Annotated in this window: 16 protein-coding genes; 8 read left to right on the top strand and 8 right to left on the bottom strand. The window is 71.1% G+C overall.

Annotated elements, in window-relative coordinates; genetic code table 11:
* The first annotated feature begins 48 nt into the window (after nucleotides 1–48).
* The gene (locus ACTWOL_RS32130; RefSeq protein ID WP_474300370.1) at nucleotides 49–2439 is read left to right on the top strand and encodes a Tex family protein; all 2391 of its coding nucleotides are present in this window, start codon (nucleotides 49–51) and stop codon (nucleotides 2437–2439) included.
* A gap of 53 nt (nucleotides 2440–2492) precedes the next feature.
* Here the strand turns inward: ACTWOL_RS32130 and ACTWOL_RS32125 are convergent, their stop codons facing one another.
* The 3 genes from ACTWOL_RS32125 to ACTWOL_RS32115 all read right to left on the bottom strand — a co-directional run bounded on the left by ACTWOL_RS32125 (nucleotide 2493) and on the right by ACTWOL_RS32115 (nucleotide 5722).
* Nucleotides 2493–2894 (bottom strand): hypothetical protein, encoded by a 402-nt coding sequence (locus ACTWOL_RS32125; protein WP_474300369.1) that lies wholly within the window; start codon nucleotides 2892–2894, stop codon nucleotides 2493–2495.
* Nucleotides 2894–4531, bottom strand: a complete 1638-nt coding sequence (locus tag ACTWOL_RS32120) for an ABC-F family ATP-binding cassette domain-containing protein (protein ID WP_474300368.1) — start codon at nucleotides 4529–4531, stop codon at nucleotides 2894–2896. The genes ACTWOL_RS32125 and ACTWOL_RS32120 overlap by 1 nt, the downstream gene beginning before the upstream one ends.
* Before the next feature lie 159 nt (nucleotides 4532–4690).
* Complete coding sequence (locus ACTWOL_RS32115) at nucleotides 4691–5722, bottom strand: hypothetical protein (RefSeq protein WP_474300367.1); 1032 nt, start codon at nucleotides 5720–5722, stop codon at nucleotides 4691–4693.
* A 66-nt stretch (nucleotides 5723–5788) separates the two neighbouring features.
* On the opposite strand from ACTWOL_RS32115, the gene ACTWOL_RS32110 reads away from it, so the two are divergent.
* Entirely contained in the window at nucleotides 5789–6778 is a 990-nt protein-coding gene (locus ACTWOL_RS32110; protein WP_474300366.1) for an NAD(P)/FAD-dependent oxidoreductase, read from the top strand.
* A gap of 66 nt (nucleotides 6779–6844) precedes the next feature.
* On the opposite strand, the gene ACTWOL_RS32105 is transcribed toward ACTWOL_RS32110, so the two are convergent.
* The gene (locus ACTWOL_RS32105) at nucleotides 6845–8182 is read right to left on the bottom strand and encodes a M14 family metallopeptidase (protein ID WP_474300365.1); all 1338 of its coding nucleotides are present in this window, start codon (nucleotides 8180–8182) and stop codon (nucleotides 6845–6847) included.
* 267 nt (nucleotides 8183–8449) lie between these two features.
* On the opposite strand from ACTWOL_RS32105, the gene ACTWOL_RS32100 reads away from it, so the two are divergent.
* Both ACTWOL_RS32100 and ACTWOL_RS32095 read left to right on the top strand, forming a co-directional pair.
* A complete protein-coding gene (locus ACTWOL_RS32100; RefSeq protein WP_474300364.1) occupies nucleotides 8450–9991 on the top strand; it encodes a M1 family metallopeptidase in 1542 nt (513 codons plus the stop codon).
* A gap of 132 nt (nucleotides 9992–10123) precedes the next feature.
* Entirely contained in the window at nucleotides 10124–11152 is a 1029-nt protein-coding gene (locus ACTWOL_RS32095) for a LacI family DNA-binding transcriptional regulator (RefSeq protein WP_474300363.1), read from the top strand.
* 158 nt (nucleotides 11153–11310) lie between these two features.
* On the opposite strand, the gene ACTWOL_RS32090 is transcribed toward ACTWOL_RS32095, so the two are convergent.
* Entirely contained in the window at nucleotides 11311–12183 is an 873-nt protein-coding gene (locus ACTWOL_RS32090) for an oxygenase MpaB family protein (RefSeq protein WP_474300362.1), read from the bottom strand.
* A gap of 414 nt (nucleotides 12184–12597) precedes the next feature.
* On the opposite strand from ACTWOL_RS32090, the gene sph reads away from it, so the two are divergent.
* Nucleotides 12598–13587 carry a sphingomyelin phosphodiesterase gene (sph, locus tag ACTWOL_RS32085; RefSeq protein WP_474300361.1) on the top strand — a complete coding sequence of 330 codons (990 nt, stop codon included), beginning with the start codon at nucleotides 12598–12600 and terminating at the stop codon, nucleotides 13585–13587.
* A gap of 201 nt (nucleotides 13588–13788) precedes the next feature.
* Nucleotides 13789–14811, top strand: a complete 1023-nt coding sequence (locus ACTWOL_RS32080; RefSeq protein ID WP_474300360.1) for a cation diffusion facilitator family transporter — start codon at nucleotides 13789–13791, stop codon at nucleotides 14809–14811.
* An 86-nt stretch (nucleotides 14812–14897) separates the two neighbouring features.
* Here the strand turns inward: ACTWOL_RS32080 and ACTWOL_RS32075 are convergent, their stop codons facing one another.
* Together ACTWOL_RS32075 and ACTWOL_RS32070 are read right to left on the bottom strand one after the other, a co-directional pair.
* Nucleotides 14898–15374, bottom strand: coding sequence for a hypothetical protein (locus ACTWOL_RS32075; protein WP_474300359.1), 477 nt, complete (start codon nucleotides 15372–15374; stop codon nucleotides 14898–14900).
* A 285-nt stretch (nucleotides 15375–15659) separates the two neighbouring features.
* Nucleotides 15660–16139: a macro domain-containing protein gene (locus tag ACTWOL_RS32070; RefSeq protein ID WP_474300358.1), complete on the bottom strand. Its 480-nt coding sequence runs from the start codon at nucleotides 16137–16139 to the stop codon at nucleotides 15660–15662.
* Between the two features lie 92 nt (nucleotides 16140–16231).
* Here ACTWOL_RS32070 and ACTWOL_RS32065 point away from each other — a divergent pair, with 92 nt between their 5' ends.
* Together ACTWOL_RS32065 and ACTWOL_RS32060 are read left to right on the top strand one after the other, a co-directional pair.
* Nucleotides 16232–17098, top strand: coding sequence for a GNAT family N-acetyltransferase (locus ACTWOL_RS32065; RefSeq protein ID WP_474300357.1), 867 nt, complete (start codon nucleotides 16232–16234; stop codon nucleotides 17096–17098).
* 250 nt (nucleotides 17099–17348) lie between these two features.
* Nucleotides 17349–18089, top strand: a complete 741-nt coding sequence (locus ACTWOL_RS32060; RefSeq protein ID WP_474300356.1) for a rhomboid-like protein — start codon at nucleotides 17349–17351, stop codon at nucleotides 18087–18089.
* A gap of 59 nt (nucleotides 18090–18148) precedes the next feature.
* On the opposite strand, the gene ACTWOL_RS32055 is transcribed toward ACTWOL_RS32060, so the two are convergent.
* Nucleotides 18149–19291: an MBL fold metallo-hydrolase gene (locus ACTWOL_RS32055; protein WP_474300355.1), complete on the bottom strand. Its 1143-nt coding sequence runs from the start codon at nucleotides 19289–19291 to the stop codon at nucleotides 18149–18151.
* Nucleotides 19292–19352: the final 61 nt, after the last annotated feature.

Here is a 19352-nt window from a genome sequence, read left to right as displayed (position 1 = left end):
CGCGGGGCCTCCAGGCACAGCCAGCATCAGAAGGCGAGTCGGGGAACCGTGACGACGTCCATCGAAGGCAGGATCGCCGAGGAGCTCGGCGTACGCGAGCGGCAGGTGAAGGCGGCCGTCGAGCTGCTCGACGGCGGGTCGACCGTGCCGTTCATCGCGCGCTACCGCAAGGAAGCGACCGAGATGCTCGACGACGCACAGCTGCGCACGCTCGAGGAGCGACTGCGGTATCTGCGGGAGCTCGAGGAGCGGCGCACCGCGATCCTCGAGTCCGTACGCGAACAGGGCAAGCTCACGGACGAGCTCGAGGCCCAGATCCGGGCCGCCGACACCAAGGCACGCCTCGAGGACGTCTATCTGCCGTTCAAGCCCAAGCGGCGCACCAAGGCGCAGATCGCCCGCGAGGCCGGTCTGGAGCCGCTCGCCGAAGGGCTGCTCGGCGATCCGTCCATCGAACCGCTCGCCGCCGCCGCGGCGTTCGTCGACGCGGACAAGGGGGTCGCCGATCCGGCAGCCGCGCTGGACGGCGCCCGGGCGATCCTGACGGAGCGTTTCTCGGAGGACGCCGATCTGATCGGCGAGCTGCGCGAGCGGATGTGGACGCACGGGCGGCTGGTGGCGAAGGTACGGGACGGCAAGGGCGACGCCAAAGAGGGGCCGGGCGCCAAGTTCGCCGACTACTTCGATTTCGCCGAGCCGTTCACCGAGCTGCCCTCGCACCGGGTGCTCGCGATGCTGCGCGGCGAGAAGGAAGAGGTCCTCGATCTGGTGCTGGAGCCCGAGGAGCCGTCGGACGAGCCGGGCCCCTCGACGTACGAGGGCATGGTGGCCCGCCGCTTCGGCGTGTCCGGCCTCGGCCGGCCGGCCGACAAGTGGCTCGCGGACACGGTGCGCTGGGCCTGGCGGACCCGCATCCTCGTCCACCTGGGCATCGATCTGCGGCTGAGGCTGCGGACCGCGGCCGAGGACGAGGCGGTGCGCGTCTTCGCGGCGAACCTGCGGGACCTGCTGCTCGCCGCACCGGCCGGCACCCGGGCGACGCTGGGACTCGACCCCGGCTTCCGTACGGGCGTGAAGGTCGCCGTCGTCGACGCGACCGGCAAGGTCGTGGCCACGGACGTGATCTATCCGCACGTCCCCGCGAACAAGTGGGACGAGTCGCTCGCGAAGCTGGCGCGGCTCGCGAAGGAGCACGCGGTCGAGCTGGTCGCGATCGGCAACGGCACCGCATCCCGCGAGACGGACAAGCTCGCAGGTGAACTGATCGCCAAGCACCCCGAACTGAAGCTGACCAAGGTGATGGTGTCCGAGGCAGGCGCCTCCGTGTACTCGGCGTCCGCGTTCGCCTCGCAGGAGCTGCCGGAGCTCGATGTCTCGCTGCGCGGCGCGGTGTCGATCGCCCGCCGGCTGCAGGACCCGCTCGCCGAACTGGTGAAGATCGACCCCAAGTCGATCGGCGTGGGCCAGTACCAGCACGACCTGTCCGAGGTGAAGCTTTCCCGCTCCCTGGACGCGGTCGTCGAGGACTGTGTGAACGGCGTCGGCGTCGACGTCAACACGGCCTCCGCGCCGCTGCTTTCGCGTGTGTCGGGCATCGGGTCGGGGCTCGCGGAGAACATCGTGTCGCACCGCGACGCCAACGGCCCGTTCCGTTCGCGCAAGGAGCTCAAGAACGTCGCGCGGCTCGGCCCGAAGGCTTATGAGCAGTGCGCGGGCTTCCTCCGGATCCGCGGCGGCGACGACCCGCTGGACTCCTCCAGCGTGCACCCCGAGGCGTATCCGGTGGTGCGGCGGATGGTGAAGACCACGGGCAGTGAGGTGGCCGCGCTGATCGGCAACACGGCCGTGCTGCGCTCACTGCGCGCGGACGACTTCGTGGACGAGACCTTCGGTCTGCCGACGGTCGGCGACATCCTGCGCGAGCTCGAGAAGCCGGGGCGCGACCCCCGGCCCGCGTTCAGGACGGCGACCTTCAAGGAAGGCGTCGAGAAGATCTCGGACCTCGCGCCGGGCATGGTGCTCGAGGGTGTCGTCACCAACGTGGCCGCGTTCGGCGCGTTCGTCGACGTCGGCGTCCACCAGGACGGTCTGGTCCATGTGTCGGCGATGTCCCGCACGTTCGTCAAGGACCCCCGGGACGTGGTCAAGCCGGGTGACGTGGTGAAGGTGAAGGTCCTGGACATCGACATCCCGCGCAAGCGGATCTCGCTGACGCTGCGTCTGGACGACGAGGCGGCGCAGCGGACTCCGGGCGGCGGTGGCGGCGGCCAGCGCCGTGAACGGGGCCAGGGCGGCCGTCCGCCCCAGCAGCGCCAGGGCGGAGCGGGCCGCGGCGGCTCAGGTGACCGTACGGCCCCCGCGCCGTCGAACAGCGCGATGGCGGACGCCCTGCGCAAGGCAGGTCTGCTGGGGCCGAACCAGGGCGGCGGCAAGCGGTAGCGGCTGAGCCATCCCGGGGTGCGGCGGACCATGCCGCACCCCGGTGCGCAGCATCAGGGGGCGAACCTCAGCGCCCATTCCGCGCGATCGCGTACGGCGGGGTCCTCGTCCCCGCTCAGCGGCGCGAGCAGGGCGCGCGCCGTCGGCGGGTCCGCGTGGACCAGGTCGACGATCTCCGCCGCCAGCCCGTCCTCGCCGTCGCCGAGATCCACGGCGGAGGCACGCAGCAGCACCGGCAGCACCTGGACACCGCCGAGTGCCGCGATCACCCCGCCGAGCAGCTCACGGGCGTAGGCGTCGCCTTCGCCGACGCTGCGGTCGAGTTCCGCTTCCAGGCGGGGCAGCAGTGCCGTTTCGCCGGACGCCGCGATCTCGTCGGCCAGGTCGATCGTCTCGTCGACATCGGCGTCCGGATCGCCGATGAGCGCGAGCAGTCGGGTCAGTGGGTCGTGCATCAGTACTCCGTCACCGTGCCGTCCGCCACCTCGATGCGGCGGGTCGTGTGGACCGCCTCCAGCATCCGCCGGTCGTGCGTGACCAGCAGCAGAGTGCCGTCGTACGAGCCGAGTGCGGACTCCAGCTGCTCGATGGCCGGCAGATCCAGGTGGTTCGTCGGCTCGTCGAGGACGAGGAGGTTCACGCCGCGGCCCTGGAGCAGGGCGAGCGCGGCGCGGGTCCGTTCGCCCGGGGACAGGGTCACCGCCGGGCGCAGCACATGGGCGGCCTTGAGGCCGAACTTGGCCAGCAGCGTGCGCACGTCCGCGGGCTCGGTGTCGGGAACGGCCGCGCAGAAGGCGTCCAGCATGGTCTCCGTGCCGTGGAAGAGCTTTCGTGCCTGGTCGACCTCGCCGACGACGACGCCGGAGCCCAGCGCCGCATGCCCGGAGTCCAGTGCGAGACGGCCGAGGAGGGCCCCGAGCAGGGTGGACTTGCCCGCGCCGTTGGCGCCGGTGATGGCGACCCGGTCGGCCCAGTCGATCTGCAGCGACACCGGTCCGAAGCGGAAGTCGCCCCGCAGCAGCTCGGCGTCCCGCAGTGTGGCGACCACCGCACCGGAGCGGGGCGCGGCCGCGATCTCCATGCGCAGCTCCCACTCCTTGCGGGGTTCCTCGACGACGTCGAGGCGCTCGATCATCCGCTGGGTCTGGCGGGCCTTGGCCGCCTGCTTCTCGCTGGCCTCGCTGCGGAACTTACGGCCGATCTTGTCGTTGTCGCCGGCCTTGCGCCGTGCGTTCTTCACGCCCTTGTCCATCCAGCCGCGCTGCATCTGGGCGCGGTCCTCGAGGGCGGACTTCTTGCCGGCGTACTCCTCGAACTCCTCGCGTGCGTGACGGCGTGCCGTATCCCGTTCCTCGAGATAGGCCTCGTAGCCGCCGCCGTAGAGGGTGATCTGCTGCTGGGCGAGGTCGAGCTCGAGGACCTTGGTGACCGTGCGGGCCAGGAACTCCCGGTCGTGGCTGACGACCACCGTCCCCGCGCGCAGACCGAGGACGAACTTCTCCAGCCGCTCCAGACCCTCGAGGTCCAGGTCGTTGGTCGGCTCGTCGAGGAGGAAGACGTCGTAGCGGGAGAGGAGGAGCGAGGCGAGCCCCGCGCGGGCGGCCTGGCCGCCGGACAGAGAGGTCATCGGCTGGTCGAGTCCGATGGTCAGGCCGAGCGAGTCGGCCACGTCTTCGGCACGTTCCTCGAGGTCGGCGCCGCCCAGAGCCAGCCAGCGCTCCAGGCTCGCGGCGTAGGCGTCATCGGCGCCGGCCGCGCCGTCCACGAGGGCCTGTGTCGCCTCGTCCATCGCGGCCTGGGCCGCGGCGACGCCGGTGCGCCGGGCGAGGAACTGCCGGACCGTCTCCGCCGGGCGCCGCTCCGGTTCCTGGGGGAGGTGTCCGACGGCGGCTGCGGGGGGTGAGAGCCGCAGCTCGCCCCGTTCCGGGGTGTCGATGCCGGCGAGCAGCCGGAGCAGGGAGGACTTGCCGGCGCCGTTGACGCCGACCAGGCCGATGACGTCGCCGGGCGCGACGACCAGGTCGAGACCGGAGAACAGCGAGCGTTCGCCGTGCCCGGCGGCGAGATCCTTGGCGACGAGGGTTGCAGTCATGAGGGTGCCGATCCTATCCGGGACCGCACGGCCCCAGCCCCTGTCCCCGCCCCGCCGGCGGCCAGAGCGGCCCCCGGTGGCACGGGGATGGCGGTGCCGAGTCCCGGGGGTCCGGCCGGGGTGCGGTGCAGCAGGCCCCCCGCGGCCGTGACGGCGGCCTCAGCCGGGTCGGCGCTCCACCGGCGCGACGAGCACACCTCCCTGGGTGCGCGCCACCGCGAAGGACCGTCCCTTCACCGCCCTGTCCTCCAGAGCGAGGCGGTGGGTGCCCGGCTCCAGCGTCCCGTCGAAGACCTCGTGGGTGTGGGTGCGGTGGAACCGGTCCAGGCGGTAGACGACGAGCCGCACACGGCACCGCCAGGTGACGGTGATCTCCGCGGTGCCGGACCGTGCCGTCAGCCCGGTGAGCCGGCGGAGCTCCCGCGGGCTGCGGTCGAGCGCCTGCTCGATCTGGGCGACCAGCAGCGGAACGACCGGCGCGAGCCCGTCGACGCACGCGATGTCCACGCCCGCCTCCTCGAACACCGTACGCACCGCCGAACGCCGGTCCGCGCCGGCGGCGGGCCCGAAGGCCACGGCCCCATAGGTGCGCAGTTCCTCGGCGGGCACCTGCGCCGCGTCCTCGGTGATCTCCGTCCCGATGCCGATGGTGCGCAGTGCGGCGGCGAGCCTGGCGAGGAGGGCCACCCGGGCGCCGATGAGCAGGACGCGGCGGGGTGCACGGGACGCCTCGTCCGCGAGCAGCCGTTCCAGCGCCGTGCGGTACTCGCCCGCCCGGAAGCGGAAAGGGCCTATCGCGTGGTACCCGTTGCGCGCGAGGTCGGCGGCATCGTCCGTCTGCCAGGCGAAGTCGCGCCAGACGAAGTCGTCGCCTTCGCGCTCGATGACCGCGGTGACGGCGCCGCAGCCGACCCTGCGGCACTCGGGACAGCCGTAGATGACGTAGCGCCCGCCGGGCAGCGGCGGTTCGGCCTCGAGCAGGAGGCTGCGCACCTGGTGGGCCAGTATCGCGGGAGGGATGTCGGAGGCGAGCGGTGAGACGGCGTCGAGGCCGGAGAGCTGGAAGAGCAGCGGCCGGCCGTCGACGATGAAGTCCATGAAGTCCCGGTGGACCTGATAGCCACCGTCGGCGAGGACTCCCCCGGCCCTCGTCGCCGGCGCCAGCTCGAAGGTCGCGTACTCGGCAGACATGTCTGGAGTATCCCCAGCCGTGACGAGAGGTGACCATCCCCTCACGGATTGGGTTACGGTCCGGTCATGAGCGGCGGTGTGCGCGGCGGGCGCGGTACGGACGATGTGATCGTGGTGGGCGGCGGGATCATCGGGCTGACCACGGCGGTCGTGCTGGCCGGTGAGGGCCGCCGGGTGCGGGTGTGGACCCGCGATCCGGTGGGTTCGACGACGTCCGCGCTGGCCGGTGCGCTGTGGTGGCCGTACCGGATCGAGCCGCAGGAGTTGGTGGGTGCCTGGTCGCTGACCTCACTGCGGGTGTACGAGGAGCTGGCCGCGCGACCGCGTGAGACCGGGGTGCGGCTGGTGCCGGGCATCCACACCAGGGTGGAGCTCCAAGGGCTCGGTCCCTGGGCGCGGCAGTTGGCGGATCTGCGGCAACTGCCGCCCGCGGAGGTCCCGGAGGGGTACGGATCCGCGCTCTGGGCGCGTCTGCCGCTGATCGACATGCCGGTGCACCTGGAGTGGCTGCGGACCCGGCTCGAGACGGCCGGCGGGGTGGTGGAGCGGCGGGCGGTGGCATCGCTGGACGAGGCCGTGGCCGAGGCTCCCGTGGTGGTCAACTGCACCGGTCTCGCAGCCCGGGAAGTGGTGCCGGATCCCGGCATGACCCCGGTCCGCGGGCAGTTGGTGCTCGTGGAGAATCCCGGCATCGACTCCTGGTTCACCGCGGCGGACGAGCAGTCGCCCGCGACCACGTACTTCTTCCCGCAGCCCGGCAGGCTGGTCCTGGGGGGCACGGCCGAGCCCGGCGCACGGTCGCTCGAGCCGGACCCGGCGACGGCTGCGGCGATCGTGGAGCGCTGTGCGGGGGTCCGCCCCGAGATCGCCGGTGCCCGGGTCATCGGCCATCGTGTGGGGCTGCGTCCGGTGCGGGCGAAGGGAGTCCGGCTGGAGGTGGAGCCCACCGGCTCGTCCCCCGCCGGCTCCCGGCTGATCCACAACTACGGGCACGGGGGCGCCGGAGTGACGGTGGCGTGGGGATGCGCGTACGAGGCCGCCGCACTGGCCGGGTGAGCGCGGCGCCCGGCCGGACGCTCTCCTGGCGCATGGTGAAAGGCCGTCGGCCGGACCGCCGGACCGTCAGCAGACGGTGACCGGCTGCCCGGAAGCGAGGTGGTACTCCGCCCGGCCGTCGAGCAGCAAGGGCACCAGAGCCCGTTGGGACTGCCGCAGGGGTACGTATGCCCCGTCGCGGCCGCCGGGCCCCACGGGCAGGGACACGACCCCGTGCAGGGCCAGCTCGTCCCGCACGTCCGTGTACTGGGCGGCGGAGAGCCGGTAGCCGCACGGCGGGTCGGCCAGGGTCTCGTCGGGGGTCGCAGGGTCGTTGTCGGCGCCGCCCAGATAGACGGGCCCCCGGTCGGTGAAGCCCGCGGCCCTGGCGCGTGCCGTGACTGCCACCGTCCTTGCGCGCCGCTCGTCGGCGAAACGGAAGGCTCCTTCCAGCGCGGCGAGTTGGGTCGACACACGGCGTCTGTGGTTCAGGGCCGGGTCCTGCTTCTCGGCCTCGGTGAGGGCGTCGACCCGGGTCTCCACGAGGATCCCCACGGAGTGCTTGAGGCCCGCGGTGTTGCGCAGGATGCGCTCCTGGCCGTCACCCGCGACCTGCTTCACCGGTTCGCCGGTGACCGGGTCGGTCCAGATCCCGTAGATGCCGGTGCTGAATCCGGCGTCCTGGGCGGCGGGCCGGACGTACGACTCGGAGAGTGTGTGCGCCTCCCGGTACACCTTCGCGTCGGTGTTGAGGTTGCGCGGCCACAGGGAGAGGAGGTCCTTGTCGTAGTAGCGCGCGGTCGCCCCGTACTCGTGCAGGTCATAGACGATATTCGGACGTTCGTCGCGCAGGACGGCGGCCATGGCCCGGCCTTCGGCGGTCCTGAGGGCGATGTGGTCGCGGTTGACGTCGACGCCGTCCGCGTTGGTGCGGGTGTCGGCGGCGCGACCGTCCGGGTTGGCGGTGGGCACGACCAGCACGGTCGTACGGTCCAGGAAGCGCCGGGTCCACGGGTCGCGTGCCCCGGCGAGATCACGGACGGTGGTGAGGCACGCCTCGCGGCCGGAGGGTTCGTCACCGTGCTGACTGCAGATCAGCAGCATGGTCGCGGCGGTGGGTTGGCCGTTCCCGATGCGTACGAGCCTCAGCGGGCGCCCCTGGGCGGTGGCACCGATGGTGCTCAGCGACACCCGGCGGCTCGCACGGTCGACGGCGGAGAGAAACGCCGCTTCCTCGGGCTCGCTGGTCCAGCGCGCTCCCCCGGACTGCTCGAATCCGGTGCGCGGCAGCTGCGGGTCGTGGGCATGCGCGGCCTCCTGCAGCGCGGACGCCGCGTGGGCGGGCGGGCTCACCACCGGCGCGGCGAGCGTGGCACACAGAGCCAGGGCGGCAGGCAGGCGGCTGTACCGGGCGGGTATCGGCATGGGCGCACGGTACCGGGGTCAACTCCCGTGCGACAGGGTGCGGTACGGCGGCCGGTGCAGGGCGGTGGTGGCATCCCCGTACCCGCGGCATCTCCGTCTCACAGGCGCTCCGTACCCGCGAGTGCGGGCCGCCGACGGCGCGGACACCGGCCCGCACCATGTCGGCCGAATGCCATTCGTGTGACACCGGAGGCCATGGACATGACTGAGCCGGAAGGCATGAATAGGGTCCGAAGAGATCATCAGCCCCGACGACTTGGAGCACTCGTGCATCGCAGAATCCTCCTCCCTAGCGCGCTCGCGGCCTCCCTCATGCTGGCGATCCCGGCATCGGCCGCCGACTCCGTACCCGGGGCGCCGGGCATGGGAGATCCCTACTACCCGGCCAGCGGCAACGGCGGCTACGACGTGTCGCACTACGACCTGCGGCTGAAGTACCAGCCGAAGACGGACCTGCTGGAGGGCACGGCGACCCTGCTCGCCACCGCGAAGCAGAACCTGTCCCGGTTCAACCTCGACTTCGGGCTCCAGGTCGGCGAAGTCCGCGTCAACGGGAAGAAGGCGTCGTTCGCGCGTACCGGCGCCCACGAACTGGAGATCACCCCTGCCGCGCCCCTGGAGAAGGGCAAGGCGGTCTCGGTGGTGGTGAAGTACGCGGGCAAGCCCTCGGAGCTGAAGGTCGACGGCTACACCGCATGGCACCGCACCCCTGACGGTGGCATCGCCGCGGACGAGCCGGACTCGGCCGTCTGGTGGTTCCCGTCCAACGACCACCCGCTGGACAAGGCGACCTACGACATCTCGGTCTCCGTCCCGGACGGTACGCAGGCGATCAGCAACGGGATCCTGGTGTCGCAGTCCTCGCGTCTGGGCTGGACCCGCTTCAACTGGCGGTCGAACAAGCCGCAGGCGTCGTATCTGGCCACACTCGCCGTCGGCAAGTTCGACATCACGACCGACAAGACCGCGAAGGGCCTGCCGGTCCTCAACGCCTACAGCGTGGACCTCGGCGACAACGCGGGCGCCGCGCGGGCGAGCGTCGAGCGCACGATCGAGGTCGCGGAGTGGCTCGAGGAGGTCTTCGGCCCCTACCCCTTCAACGCTCTCGGCGGCTATGTGCCCAACGTCCCCACCGGCTTCGCGCTCGAGACCCAGACCCGGCCGTTCTACAGCCCGCGGCAGTTCGCGAACGGCGCGAACGTCTCGGTGGTGGTGCACGAGCTCGCCCACCAGTGGTACGGGGACAGCGTCTCCGTCAAGGGCTGGAAGGACATCTGGGTCAACGAGGGCTTCGCCCGCTACAGCCAGTGGCTGTGGTCGGAGAAGGAGGGCGAGGGCACCGCACAGGAGCTCGCGGACTACGTCTACGCACAGCACCCTGCCGAGGACCCGTTCTGGACGGTGAAGCCCGGCGACCCGGGCCCTGACAAGCAGTTCGACCTCGCGGTGTACGACCGCGGCGCACTCGCCCTGCAGGCCCTGCGCCGCGAGATCGGCGACGAGTCCTTCTTCGCCGTCCTCAAGGGCTGGCCGACCGCCAACGCGAACGGCAACGCCAGTGTCGGCGACTTCGTGAAGTACGCCGAGAAGGGGTCCGGGAAGCCGCTCGCCGCACTCGTCGACACCTGGCTGTACGAACCGTCCAAGCCGGCCGCACCGGCCGGTGGCGCCAAAGCCACCGGGACGCCCGGCGGCGCACGGACCCCGGACGCCGCGCGCACGGGCGCCCGTGCGGCCCAGCCCAAGTCGTGGAAGCAGATCGCCCGCACCAACGGGCTCCACGACCACGGGCACCGGCACAGCCGCTGAGGGGGACCGACCAGGACTGAGCAGGGCTGAGCGGGACACCGCGGACGCCGTCGGCCTGACCGGCCGACGGCGTCCGCGGATACCCTCGACTGACACGGTCCGGTACGCCGACGAGGAGACGAGGAGTCACCGTTGCCCGATCCGACCACCGGGGCCAGGCCCACTCTGGAAGCCGTCGCCGCCCGCGCCGGAGTGTCCAGGGCGACAGTCTCCCGCGTGGTCAACGGTGGCGCCGGAGTACGTGCGCCACTGGCGGACCGGGTGCGTGAGGCGGTCGCCGAACTCGGCTATGTGCCGAACCGTGCGGCGCGTTCCCTCGTCACCCGGCGCAACGGCGCGGTGGCGGTGATCATCGCCGAGCCCGAGTTCAGGATCTTCTCGGATCCGTTCTTCGAGCGGCAGGTGCGCGGCATCAGCCGCGAACTGGCGGCACACGACTCGCAGTTGGTGCTGTTGTGGGTGGAGGGGGCGGACGACCACGAGCGGATCGCCCACTATCTGCGCGGAGGACATGTCGACGGCGCGCTCGCCTTCTCGCTGCACGACGACGGGGAACTCCCGGCGATCGTCCGTCAGTCGGGAGTGCCTGTCGTCTTCGGGGGCCGCCCGGGCGCCGGTTCCGGGCCGCCGGTGCCGTACGTCGACTGCGACAATCGCGCGGGCGCCGCGGCCGCCGTGCGTCATCTGGTGGCCCTCGGGCGCCGCCGGATCGCCCATATCGCCGGCCCGCGGGACCAGACCTCGGCGCTGGACCGGGTGGCCGGTTTCCGTGATGTGCTGGGTGAGGTGGATCCGATCCTCGTCGCGCAGGGGGCGTTCACGGTGGAGAGCGGGGCGCGTGCGATGGGGCAACTGCTCGACCGGCGCCCGGACCTGGACGCGGTGTTCGCCGCGAACGATCTGATGGCGTCGGGCGCGCTCGGTGTGCTGCACGAGCGGGGCCTGCGGGTGCCCGAGGACGTCGCCCTCGTCGGATTCGACGACATGACGGCGATCGCGCAGGCGATGGACCCCCCGCTGACGACGGTCCGTCAGGACATCGAGGGCAACGGCCGGCTGATGGTACGGCTGCTGATGCGCCTGCTGGCCGAAGGACAGTCGTCCGTCGCCCCGACCGCCGTGATCACCCCGACGACGCTGGTGCGGCGCGCGTCGGCATGAATCCCACGGCTCCCTTCCGTGGTGTGCCCGATTCCTGTGATGTGCCCAATTCCTGTGGTGTGCAGGATTCCTGCGGTGTGCGGATTCCTGTGGTGTGCAGGACAGGACCGGCAGTGTCGCGGAGTACGGCGGGGTGCGACCGGCCCGCGGGCACCGGATCAGCTGCGGGACAGATCCGGTGCGGCCTCCCGCCGGGCGGCCCTGCGCGCCTCGCGCGCCAGCGGCAGATACCGGAGCCGTTCGGGGAGCACGGGCACCACGGCCCGCACGACACGGCAGAAGCGCCGAAGCGTGCGCTCCTGGCGGTCCGTCCAGGGCAGACCGATCGCGTCACGGGCCTCGGGCGGCATCAGCCCGATGGTGACGAAGCGCCGGAAGCGGACGAACAACGGCATGAGCACCGGCCAGCCGAGCCTCAGAAGCAGCCGCAGCGGGAACGGGCCGCGGTCCGGCGGCGGGATGGGGCGGTCGGTCGCGACGAGGTCCTGGACGACTGCCGTGGCTTCGAGCTCATCGGCGAGGACCTTGCGGTAGTACGGCCAGAACTCCTCGATGGTGCCCGGCATGTCCCGGTCGTGGATGCCCAGGATCCTGCCGACCTGGAGCCACTCCGCGTAGAGCTGCCGCTCCTGGGCCTCGGTGAACGGGCGGTACAGATAGCGGCCGGCGTACTGGTAGATGGGGAAGCCGGTGGCATGAACCCACGAGTAGTACTCCGGGCTGAGCGCGTGGTAGCTGCGGCCGTGGCTGTCGGTGCCCTGGATGGTCCGGTGCAGGGCGCGCAGCCGCCGGCCTTCCTCGGCCGCCGCCTCGCCGCCGTAGACCCACAGCTGGAGCGAGCGCAGGGAGCGCTCGCCCCGGCCCCAGGGGTCGGTGCGGAAGACGGAGTACTCGTCGACTCCGGCCCCCACGGCGGGGTGTGCGACCTGCATGGTCAGCGCCGCGGGCAGCATCAGCAGAGCGCGGACGTCACCGGCGAGGCTCCACAGCACCCCTCCGACGGGCGGTGGCACCGGCTCCGGCCTTCGCATCTCGGGTCCTCCCGGGGTTGGAGGGCGGATCGGCTCACACCCTTGTGCTTCCAGTATGCGATCACAGCCTCGTACACACGTCCGCCAGGGTCATGGGTTCTCCGCATGAGCTCCGGGTGGCGCGGCGCGGCCCCGCCGGGCAGCCCGTGCCGTGGGAGGCCCGCCACCGGGGTGGGAGCTCAGCACGGCGGGCGAGGAGGTACGGCGGGCGACGAGGCACGGGGCGACGAGGCACCGACTGCCGCCTCCACGGCGGTCCGGTCCGTGTGCGGGTGACCCGGCGAGTTGTCCGGACAAGTTCGCGGGATCGCGAGACTGCGGCAAGAAAGTGGGCACCTGACGGTTACCTGAAGGTAACTGCCGCTGCTTTGATGTGCGCGCTGGCCAATTCCCCACCCCCCATAGGGAGTTCAAGTGGCGCATTTCGCGCTCCGCCGTGTCTGCGGCGCAGCCCTCTCCACGGCCCTCACGGCCGTCACCCTGGCCGCGGCAACGTCGTCGGCCGAGGCCGCCGGCTCCGCCGCGACACCGTCCCTGAAGGTGCTGACCTACAACGCCTTCCTGTTCAGCAAGACCCTGTACCCGAACTGGGGCCAGGACCACCGTGCCAAGGCGATTCCCGCGGCCCCGTTCTTTCAGGGCCACGATGTCGTCGTGCTGCAGGAGGCGTTCGACAACTCCTCCTCCGACGCGCTGAAGCAGAACGCGTCAGCGCAGTACCCGTACCAGACCCCGGTGATGGGCCGTTCCAAGAGCGGCTGGGACGCGACCGGCGGATCGTACTCGGCCACCACCCCCGAGGACGGCGGTGTCACGGTTCTGAGCAAATGGCCGATCGTCCGCAAGGAGCAGTACGTCTACAAGGACGCCTGTGGGGCGGACTGGTGGTCGAACAAGGGCTTCGTGTACGTCGTCCTGGACGTCAACGGCACGAAGGTGCACGTCGTCGGAACACATGCGCAGTCCACCGATCCGGGCTGCGGCTCCGGCGAGGCGGCGCGGATGCGAAGCCGCCAGTTCAGGGCGATGGACGCGTTCCTCGACTCCAAGAACATCCCGGCGTCCGAGCAGGTCGTCGTCGCCGGTGACTTCAACGTGGACTCCCGTACCTCCGAGTACGGCACCATGCTGTCCGACGCCGGGCTGGTGGGTGCCGACGCACGCACCGGGCACCCCTACTCCTTCGACACCCGGGACAACTCGATCGCCGCCGACCGCTACCCGGACGACCCGCGTGAGGACCTGGACTACGTCCTGCACCGCGCGGGGCACGCGAAGCCGGCCGGCTGGAAGAACGAGGTGGTCAAGGAGCAGACCGCGCCCTGGACCGTCACCAGCTGGGGCAAGGACTACACGTACGGCAACCTGTCCGACCACTACCCGGTCACGGCGTCCGGGCAGTAGGTCCGGTCCGGGCGATCGCGGACGGGACCACGGCGCAGCCGCCGTCGTGGTCCCGTCGCGACAGCCAGGACCGGGTCCGGCCGTCCGACCGCTTCCTCGGGGTCTCCCGCCCCGAGGCAGTAGTCGCAAGCGTTGCGCAGCTGGTCGGAGGCCGCTTTTCGGCAGTGGCTGCAAGGGGATCGGGCTGCCATGGTGGTGTCCATGACGGGTCATGGAGATGAGCAGCAGCACGTGTCCGGACGCCTCAGGCGCCATCCGCACGGCCATCCGCCTCACCACCATCACCATCACGGTGAACGCATCGACGCCGCCCTGGAAGGTTCGGCGGAAGGGCTGCGGACACTGTGGTTCTCGTTCGGGGTCCTCGCCGTGACGACGGTCGTCCAGGCGGTGATCGCGGCCCTGTCCGGGTCGGTCGCACTGCTGGGCGACACCGTGCACAACGCGACAGACGCCCTCACGGCTCTGCCGCTCGCCCTTGCGTTCGTGCTGGGCCGCCGGGCCGCCACCCGCCGCTACACCTACGGCTTCGGACGGGCGGAGGACCTGGCCGGGGTCTTCGTGGTCCTGGTCATCGCCGCGTCCGCGGCCTTCGCCGGATACGAGGCGGTCCTGCGACTGCTCGAGCCGCGGGAGGTCACGCATCTCCCTGCGGTCGCCGCCGCGGCACTCGTGGGCTTCGCCGGCAACGAATGGGTGGCCCAGTCACGTATCCGCACCGGCCGACGCATCGGCTCGGCCGCGCTCGTCGCCGATGGGCTGCATGCCCGCACCGACGGGTTCACCTCGCTCGCCGTGCTCCTGGGCGCGGGCGGATCGGCGCTGGGCTGGCGCTATGCGGACCCGCTGATCGGTCTGGTGATCACGGTCGCGATCCTGCTGGTGCTGCGCGGTGCGGCCCGGGAGATCTGGCACCGGCTGATGGACGCCGTGGATCCCGGCCTGGTGGACAGCGCCGAACACGCCCTCTCCCACGTCGAGGGCGTCCGGGCCGTGGGCACCGTACGGATGCGCTGGCTCGGTCACGCCCTGCGCGCGGAGACATCGGTCCAGGTCGACCCGGAGTTGACCGTCGTCCAGGCCCACACCGTCGCCGTGGCCGCCGAGCACGCACTGCTGCACGCGGTGCCGCGGCTCTCGGGAGCGACCGTGCACATCGATCACGAGCACCCGAGCGGCCAGGATCCCCATGCGGCCCTCGCTCACCATTTCACCCGGGCCTGAGCTGATCCTCGAGCCTGGTGCACGGATGACCGAGGTGTCGCGTGTCCCTCGAGGTGGAAGCCGCCGTGCGAGCACCCGGACAGGACCTAACCGTTCGCCCGGACCGCGTTGTAGACATACAGACCCACGACACCGACCACGCAGACGATGACCACCCAGGACCCCAGACTGGTGTGCCGACCCGTCCCGCCCGGCCGCCTGGTCCTCTTCGGCCGCCTGGTCCTCCTCGGCTGTGCGGCACGCGTCGGCCGTCCGGCCCTCCGGGGCCGTGCGGGGTTGCCGCCCCGTGGGACTGCCGGCCCGGCGTCGACTGCGGCCTCGGCCAGCAACCGGCGACATATCGCTGCCAGTTGACCCGTGCCCGCGGTGAGGCTCGCGACCGCCTCCGAGCGGGCAGGCGCGGTGGTGCCGCCGTCCAGGATGCGGCCCGCGCGAAGCAGTATCTCGTCCCGGCCGCCGCTCGGCGCGAGGCTTATCCAGCGCTGGACGTGCTCCCCACGAATGACCACACCACCCGCGCGGTCCCGGTACATGGTGTGCTCACGCCATAGGACGTCAGCCAACTCGGTTGCTCTTTCCCTCAGTTGCCCACTCATGCCCCACCCCGTTCGCCATGCGCCACACCGGACAAGCACCGCACTCTAGCGTCAGGTACACACCAAACCGCCAGGCGCCTCGGGGCGCCTAGTGCTGTGGCCGGATAGGTTTGCCGGGAAGCTCGCGGCGTCCGGTGCGGTGTATCGCAAGGCGGAGGATCGGCCTTGTACTGGATGTACTCGGGTGATTCGACAACGCAGCGAGACGCCGTGCAGGGCGCCGCGAGCCGGTGAACCTATCCGGTCACAGCACTAGACATCGTGGTCGTAGACCGTCACGGCGATGCCCCGCGCGACGAGACGCCGCGCTATCAGCGGCTCCACCCGCGACCAAGTGCCACCTGCCAGCCCGCAGCCGATCCGGGGCATATGGACGGACGCCCCGAGCTCCACGGCCTTGTCCCCGAGCGCCCCGAGAGCGGTGTCCATGGCCTCGTAGCGCACGGGCACGCCCTTGCTGCCCGTGCGTATCCCCCGCTGTCCGACCAGGTTGGCCACCCAGGTGTAGGGGCCCACACGGACGAACTGGGCGGCTCCCAGGCCGAAGTCGTTATCCGCCCGCTCGCGGTGCCAGCGCCGGTAGGCCTTCTCCGGCTCCGGCCAGCGGCGCGACAGCGCCAGGACGAACCCCTTGCCCCAGCCGCCCAGATCGTTGCAGACATGAGCGATGAGCTTGACGCCCTTGCCCTGCGGTGTGGTGGCATCGCCCCGCACATACGTGATCCCCGTCATGCGAACACCGTACGAGGCGCCTCTGACAGCACCATGACGGCCGGTCGGAAACCGGGTGCGGTCCGTCGGTCCCGTGGTGTGTGATCGGGGGTATGGCGACGACGTTGGGCAAGCCGGGAGTCGACGGGCTGGGCGAAGCGGTGGGCGTGCTGCGGGAGTGGCAGAACGACGGGTCGCCGATGCAACTGCACCCAGGGGACCTGGGCTGGTTCTGGCGGCTGGGTGCGGAGGCGACCGCCGCGGCGGTCAGGACGTGGAGCCGGGACGGACAGGTTCTCGCCGTCGGGCTGCTGGACGGCCCCGGGTTGTTGCGGCTGACGATCGCGCCCGACTCCCAGCGGGACGAGGAACTGGCTCAGCGGGTGGTCGAAGACGTGACCGAGCCGGAGCGCGGCGTACTGCCCGAGAAGAAGGTGAGTGTCGAGGCGCCGTTGGGCGCACTGGTCCGAGATCTGCTGGTCGAGTACGGGTGGAACGCCGACGAGCCGTGGACGCCGCTGCGCCGTGACCTGACGGAGCCGGTGGAGGACCCAGGTGTGCGGATCGAGGTGGTCGGACCGGAGCAGGCACATGTCTTTGTCGGCGTACATCGGGCGGCGTGGGACGGGTCGAGGTTCACGGACGAGCACTGGCTCGCGATGGCGGCCGGATTGCCGTACGCAGACGCCCGGTGCCTGGTCGCGTACGACGACCAGGGCGACGCGGTGGCGGCGGTGACGGTGTGGTCGGCCGGTCCGGGGAAGCCCGGGTTGCTCGAACCGATGGGCGTGCACCGGGAGCATCGCCGTCACGGCCACGGCAGGGCGATCACCGTCGCCGCAGCTGCCGCGCTCCGGGAGCTGGGCTCGTCGAGCGCGCTCGTCTGTACCCCGAGCTCCAATGCCGGCGCCGTCGCCACCTACACGTCAGCCGGCTTCCGGCGATGCCCCGAGGTCCGGGATCAATACCGGGACGCCTGAGGACCCTTCTAGCCGGTTCACCGGAACTGAACCTCGGCATCGCCGACTTACCCGCTGGCTCGCCGGTCATATCTCGAAGTCGAACTCTCCCGCGGCGGCGGGCAATGTGCCTTCGACGCCCCTCCAACCGTGGATTGTGCACCGCATCGTGGCCGGAACCTGGCATTGTGAAACCCATCCTGCCGGGGCCGCTCGACTGCCGGCACCCCACCGGTCCTCACCTTCCGTTCGATGTGCACAATGTCACGTCATGAGCTCAAAACCCCCACAGAACCACTCGGGCGGACTACTCCGCCCCATCCTGGCGTACCCGCGCCGCGCACCGCTGACCCTCGCCTATGTCTGCCTGCTGCTGGCCGGCCATGCCTGGGTCGTCTACGGTCTGTCCGCCGAGAAGGCGGACAGCCTGTTGGGTTACGTCAGCACCAACCTGGACAACCTGCAGGACCATCCGGTGACCGCGCTGCTCGGCAGTGTGCTGTTCTTCGACGGTACGCTCACGGAATTCGGCACGCCCGAGTTCATCGGCACGTTGATCACCCTGGGCCTCGGTGTCTGCTGCTTCCTGGCCTGGGCCGAACACCGTTTGGGCACGCTACGCGCCATAGCCGTGTTCCTCGGCGGGCATGTCGTGGCCACCCTGCTCACGGCTGTCGTCATCACCGTCGCACTGCAGCAGGACTGGTATCCGGAATCCGTACGGCAGGAATTGGACTACGGAATCAGTTACGGCGCCCAGACCGTCATGGCGCTCGGCACCATCGCCCTGCCTCTCTGGGGCCGTATCCCCTGGGTGGCCTTCGTGCTCGCCTGGCCCCTCGGTGGCGCCGAATGGCCCGGGCCGCTGCCGGACTTCACCACCGTCGGCCATCTCATCGCGGCGGCCCTCGGCTTCGGACTCCTGGTGATCCCGGCATTCCGGCGGCCCCGGAGCCGGGCTGCCGGGCCGGGCCGAGGCCGCATCCCGGATCCGACGTCACCAACGGCCTGAGCAAAGACACCCCCGTCAATCTGACAGACGGTCTTGTCCTGGTGCGCGTGTGCGGTTGTTCAACCGTCACCGGGGGGACGGTTGCCACGACCGCCACGCACACCGGGTCGGACCGACGGGGGCGTCGGCGCGGGATTCTGCGGGGTGGGCCGGGACCAGGGCGCGTCGACCCCGTCGGACTCCGGCCGTAGCCCGAGCTCGCGGAGTTGGTTGACCGCCATCATGGCGGTGAACATCGCGTTCGGGTTGACCCCCGCGACACCCAGATCAACGATGGCTTCCGCGTAGCGGGTGACGAACGCGCTCGGCCGAACCCGCCCGCTCTCCCCGATCAGTCCGAGAGCGGCCCTCTGGAGGACGGTGGCCTGCTCCAGCAGCCCGTCCAGGTGGGACACCACCTCAGCTCCACGGCGCACGGCGAAGGTGTGCCCGTCGGTGAGGAGTGTGGCTTCTTCTTCCTCGAAGAGGAGGGAGACGGCGCCGAGCACGGTCTGGATCTTGAGCTGGTCGGCGTCGGCCATCGGACCGAAGGGTCCGTTGCCTTCGTCGGACAGATGGAGGACGCCGCAGTCGCTCAGGTGCACGATCACATGCCCGGCGCAGTGGCCATGGCTGCGCAGCACACGGACCGCGCCGTCGGCGAAGGTCCATCCGATGAATCGCAGCGAGCCGATCCGAATCCGCTCCAGCGGTCGCTCCTCATACGTCCGGGTCGTCGCGCCGAAGGGCCGCATGGGCTGGAAGAGCGACATCACCTTGCGGGCTGCCAGAGCGGGCGCGGGCAGCGGCGCCAACCCGGCGATGCGCTCCAAGGACCACTCCCAGTACGCCGCCGGATCCCGCATCTGGTCGAAGTCAGGGGCGGGGACGTAGTGCTCGGCCGGCACACCCAGTTCGTCGGCCAGATCGTTGTTGCCCACGTGGTCAGGATGGCCGTGCGTGGTCAGCACCAGTGCCCGGGACCAGGGCCCGACCCGTTCGGTCGCCGCCCGCAGTGCCGCGCGGAAGGCCTCCGTGACGCCGGTGTCGACCATCACCAGGGTGTCGCCGACCCGGTGTACGAGGGCGTTGGCGACGTCCGGCTGGTCGTGCTCGAGGTGCAGTTCCTGCCCGAGGACCAGGACGGTCCGGTCGTCGATCTCGATCAGATCGCCGAGCGCGGTCATGGATCCTCCCGCGGTCTCGTCCGGGTAGCGGCTCACCGCGGAGCCGTGAGAGGCGAGCGACGAGCACGAGGTGTCCGATGAGTGAGGGGTGACGGTG

The organism is Micromonospora sp. IBHARD003 (assembly GCF_056106285.1).
Note: the sequence above shows the minus strand (reverse complement) of the source record. Positions and strands in the feature narration are given on the sequence as shown.

Coding starts and splice junctions, on each gene's coding strand:
- ACTWOL_RS32115 (WP_474300367.1), bottom strand. CDS start 5,722: ATGTCTGCCGAGTACGCGACCTTCGAGCTGGCGCCGGCGACGAGGGCC.
- ACTWOL_RS32060 (WP_474300356.1), top strand. CDS start 17,349: ATGAGCTCAAAACCCCCACAGAACCACTCGGGCGGACTACTCCGCCCC.
- ACTWOL_RS32065 (WP_474300357.1), top strand. CDS start 16,232: ATGGCGACGACGTTGGGCAAGCCGGGAGTCGACGGGCTGGGCGAAGCG.
- ACTWOL_RS32080 (WP_474300360.1), top strand. CDS start 13,789: ATGACGGGTCATGGAGATGAGCAGCAGCACGTGTCCGGACGCCTCAGG.
- ACTWOL_RS32070 (WP_474300358.1), bottom strand. CDS start 16,139: ATGACGGGGATCACGTATGTGCGGGGCGATGCCACCACACCGCAGGGC.
- ACTWOL_RS32090 (WP_474300362.1), bottom strand. CDS start 12,183: ATGCGAAGGCCGGAGCCGGTGCCACCGCCCGTCGGAGGGGTGCTGTGG.
- ACTWOL_RS32125 (WP_474300369.1), bottom strand. CDS start 2,894: ATGCACGACCCACTGACCCGACTGCTCGCGCTCATCGGCGATCCGGAC.
- ACTWOL_RS32120 (WP_474300368.1), bottom strand. CDS start 4,531: ATGACTGCAACCCTCGTCGCCAAGGATCTCGCCGCCGGGCACGGCGAA.
- ACTWOL_RS32110 (WP_474300366.1), top strand. CDS start 5,789: ATGAGCGGCGGTGTGCGCGGCGGGCGCGGTACGGACGATGTGATCGTG.
- ACTWOL_RS32105 (WP_474300365.1), bottom strand. CDS start 8,182: ATGCCGATACCCGCCCGGTACAGCCGCCTGCCTGCCGCCCTGGCTCTG.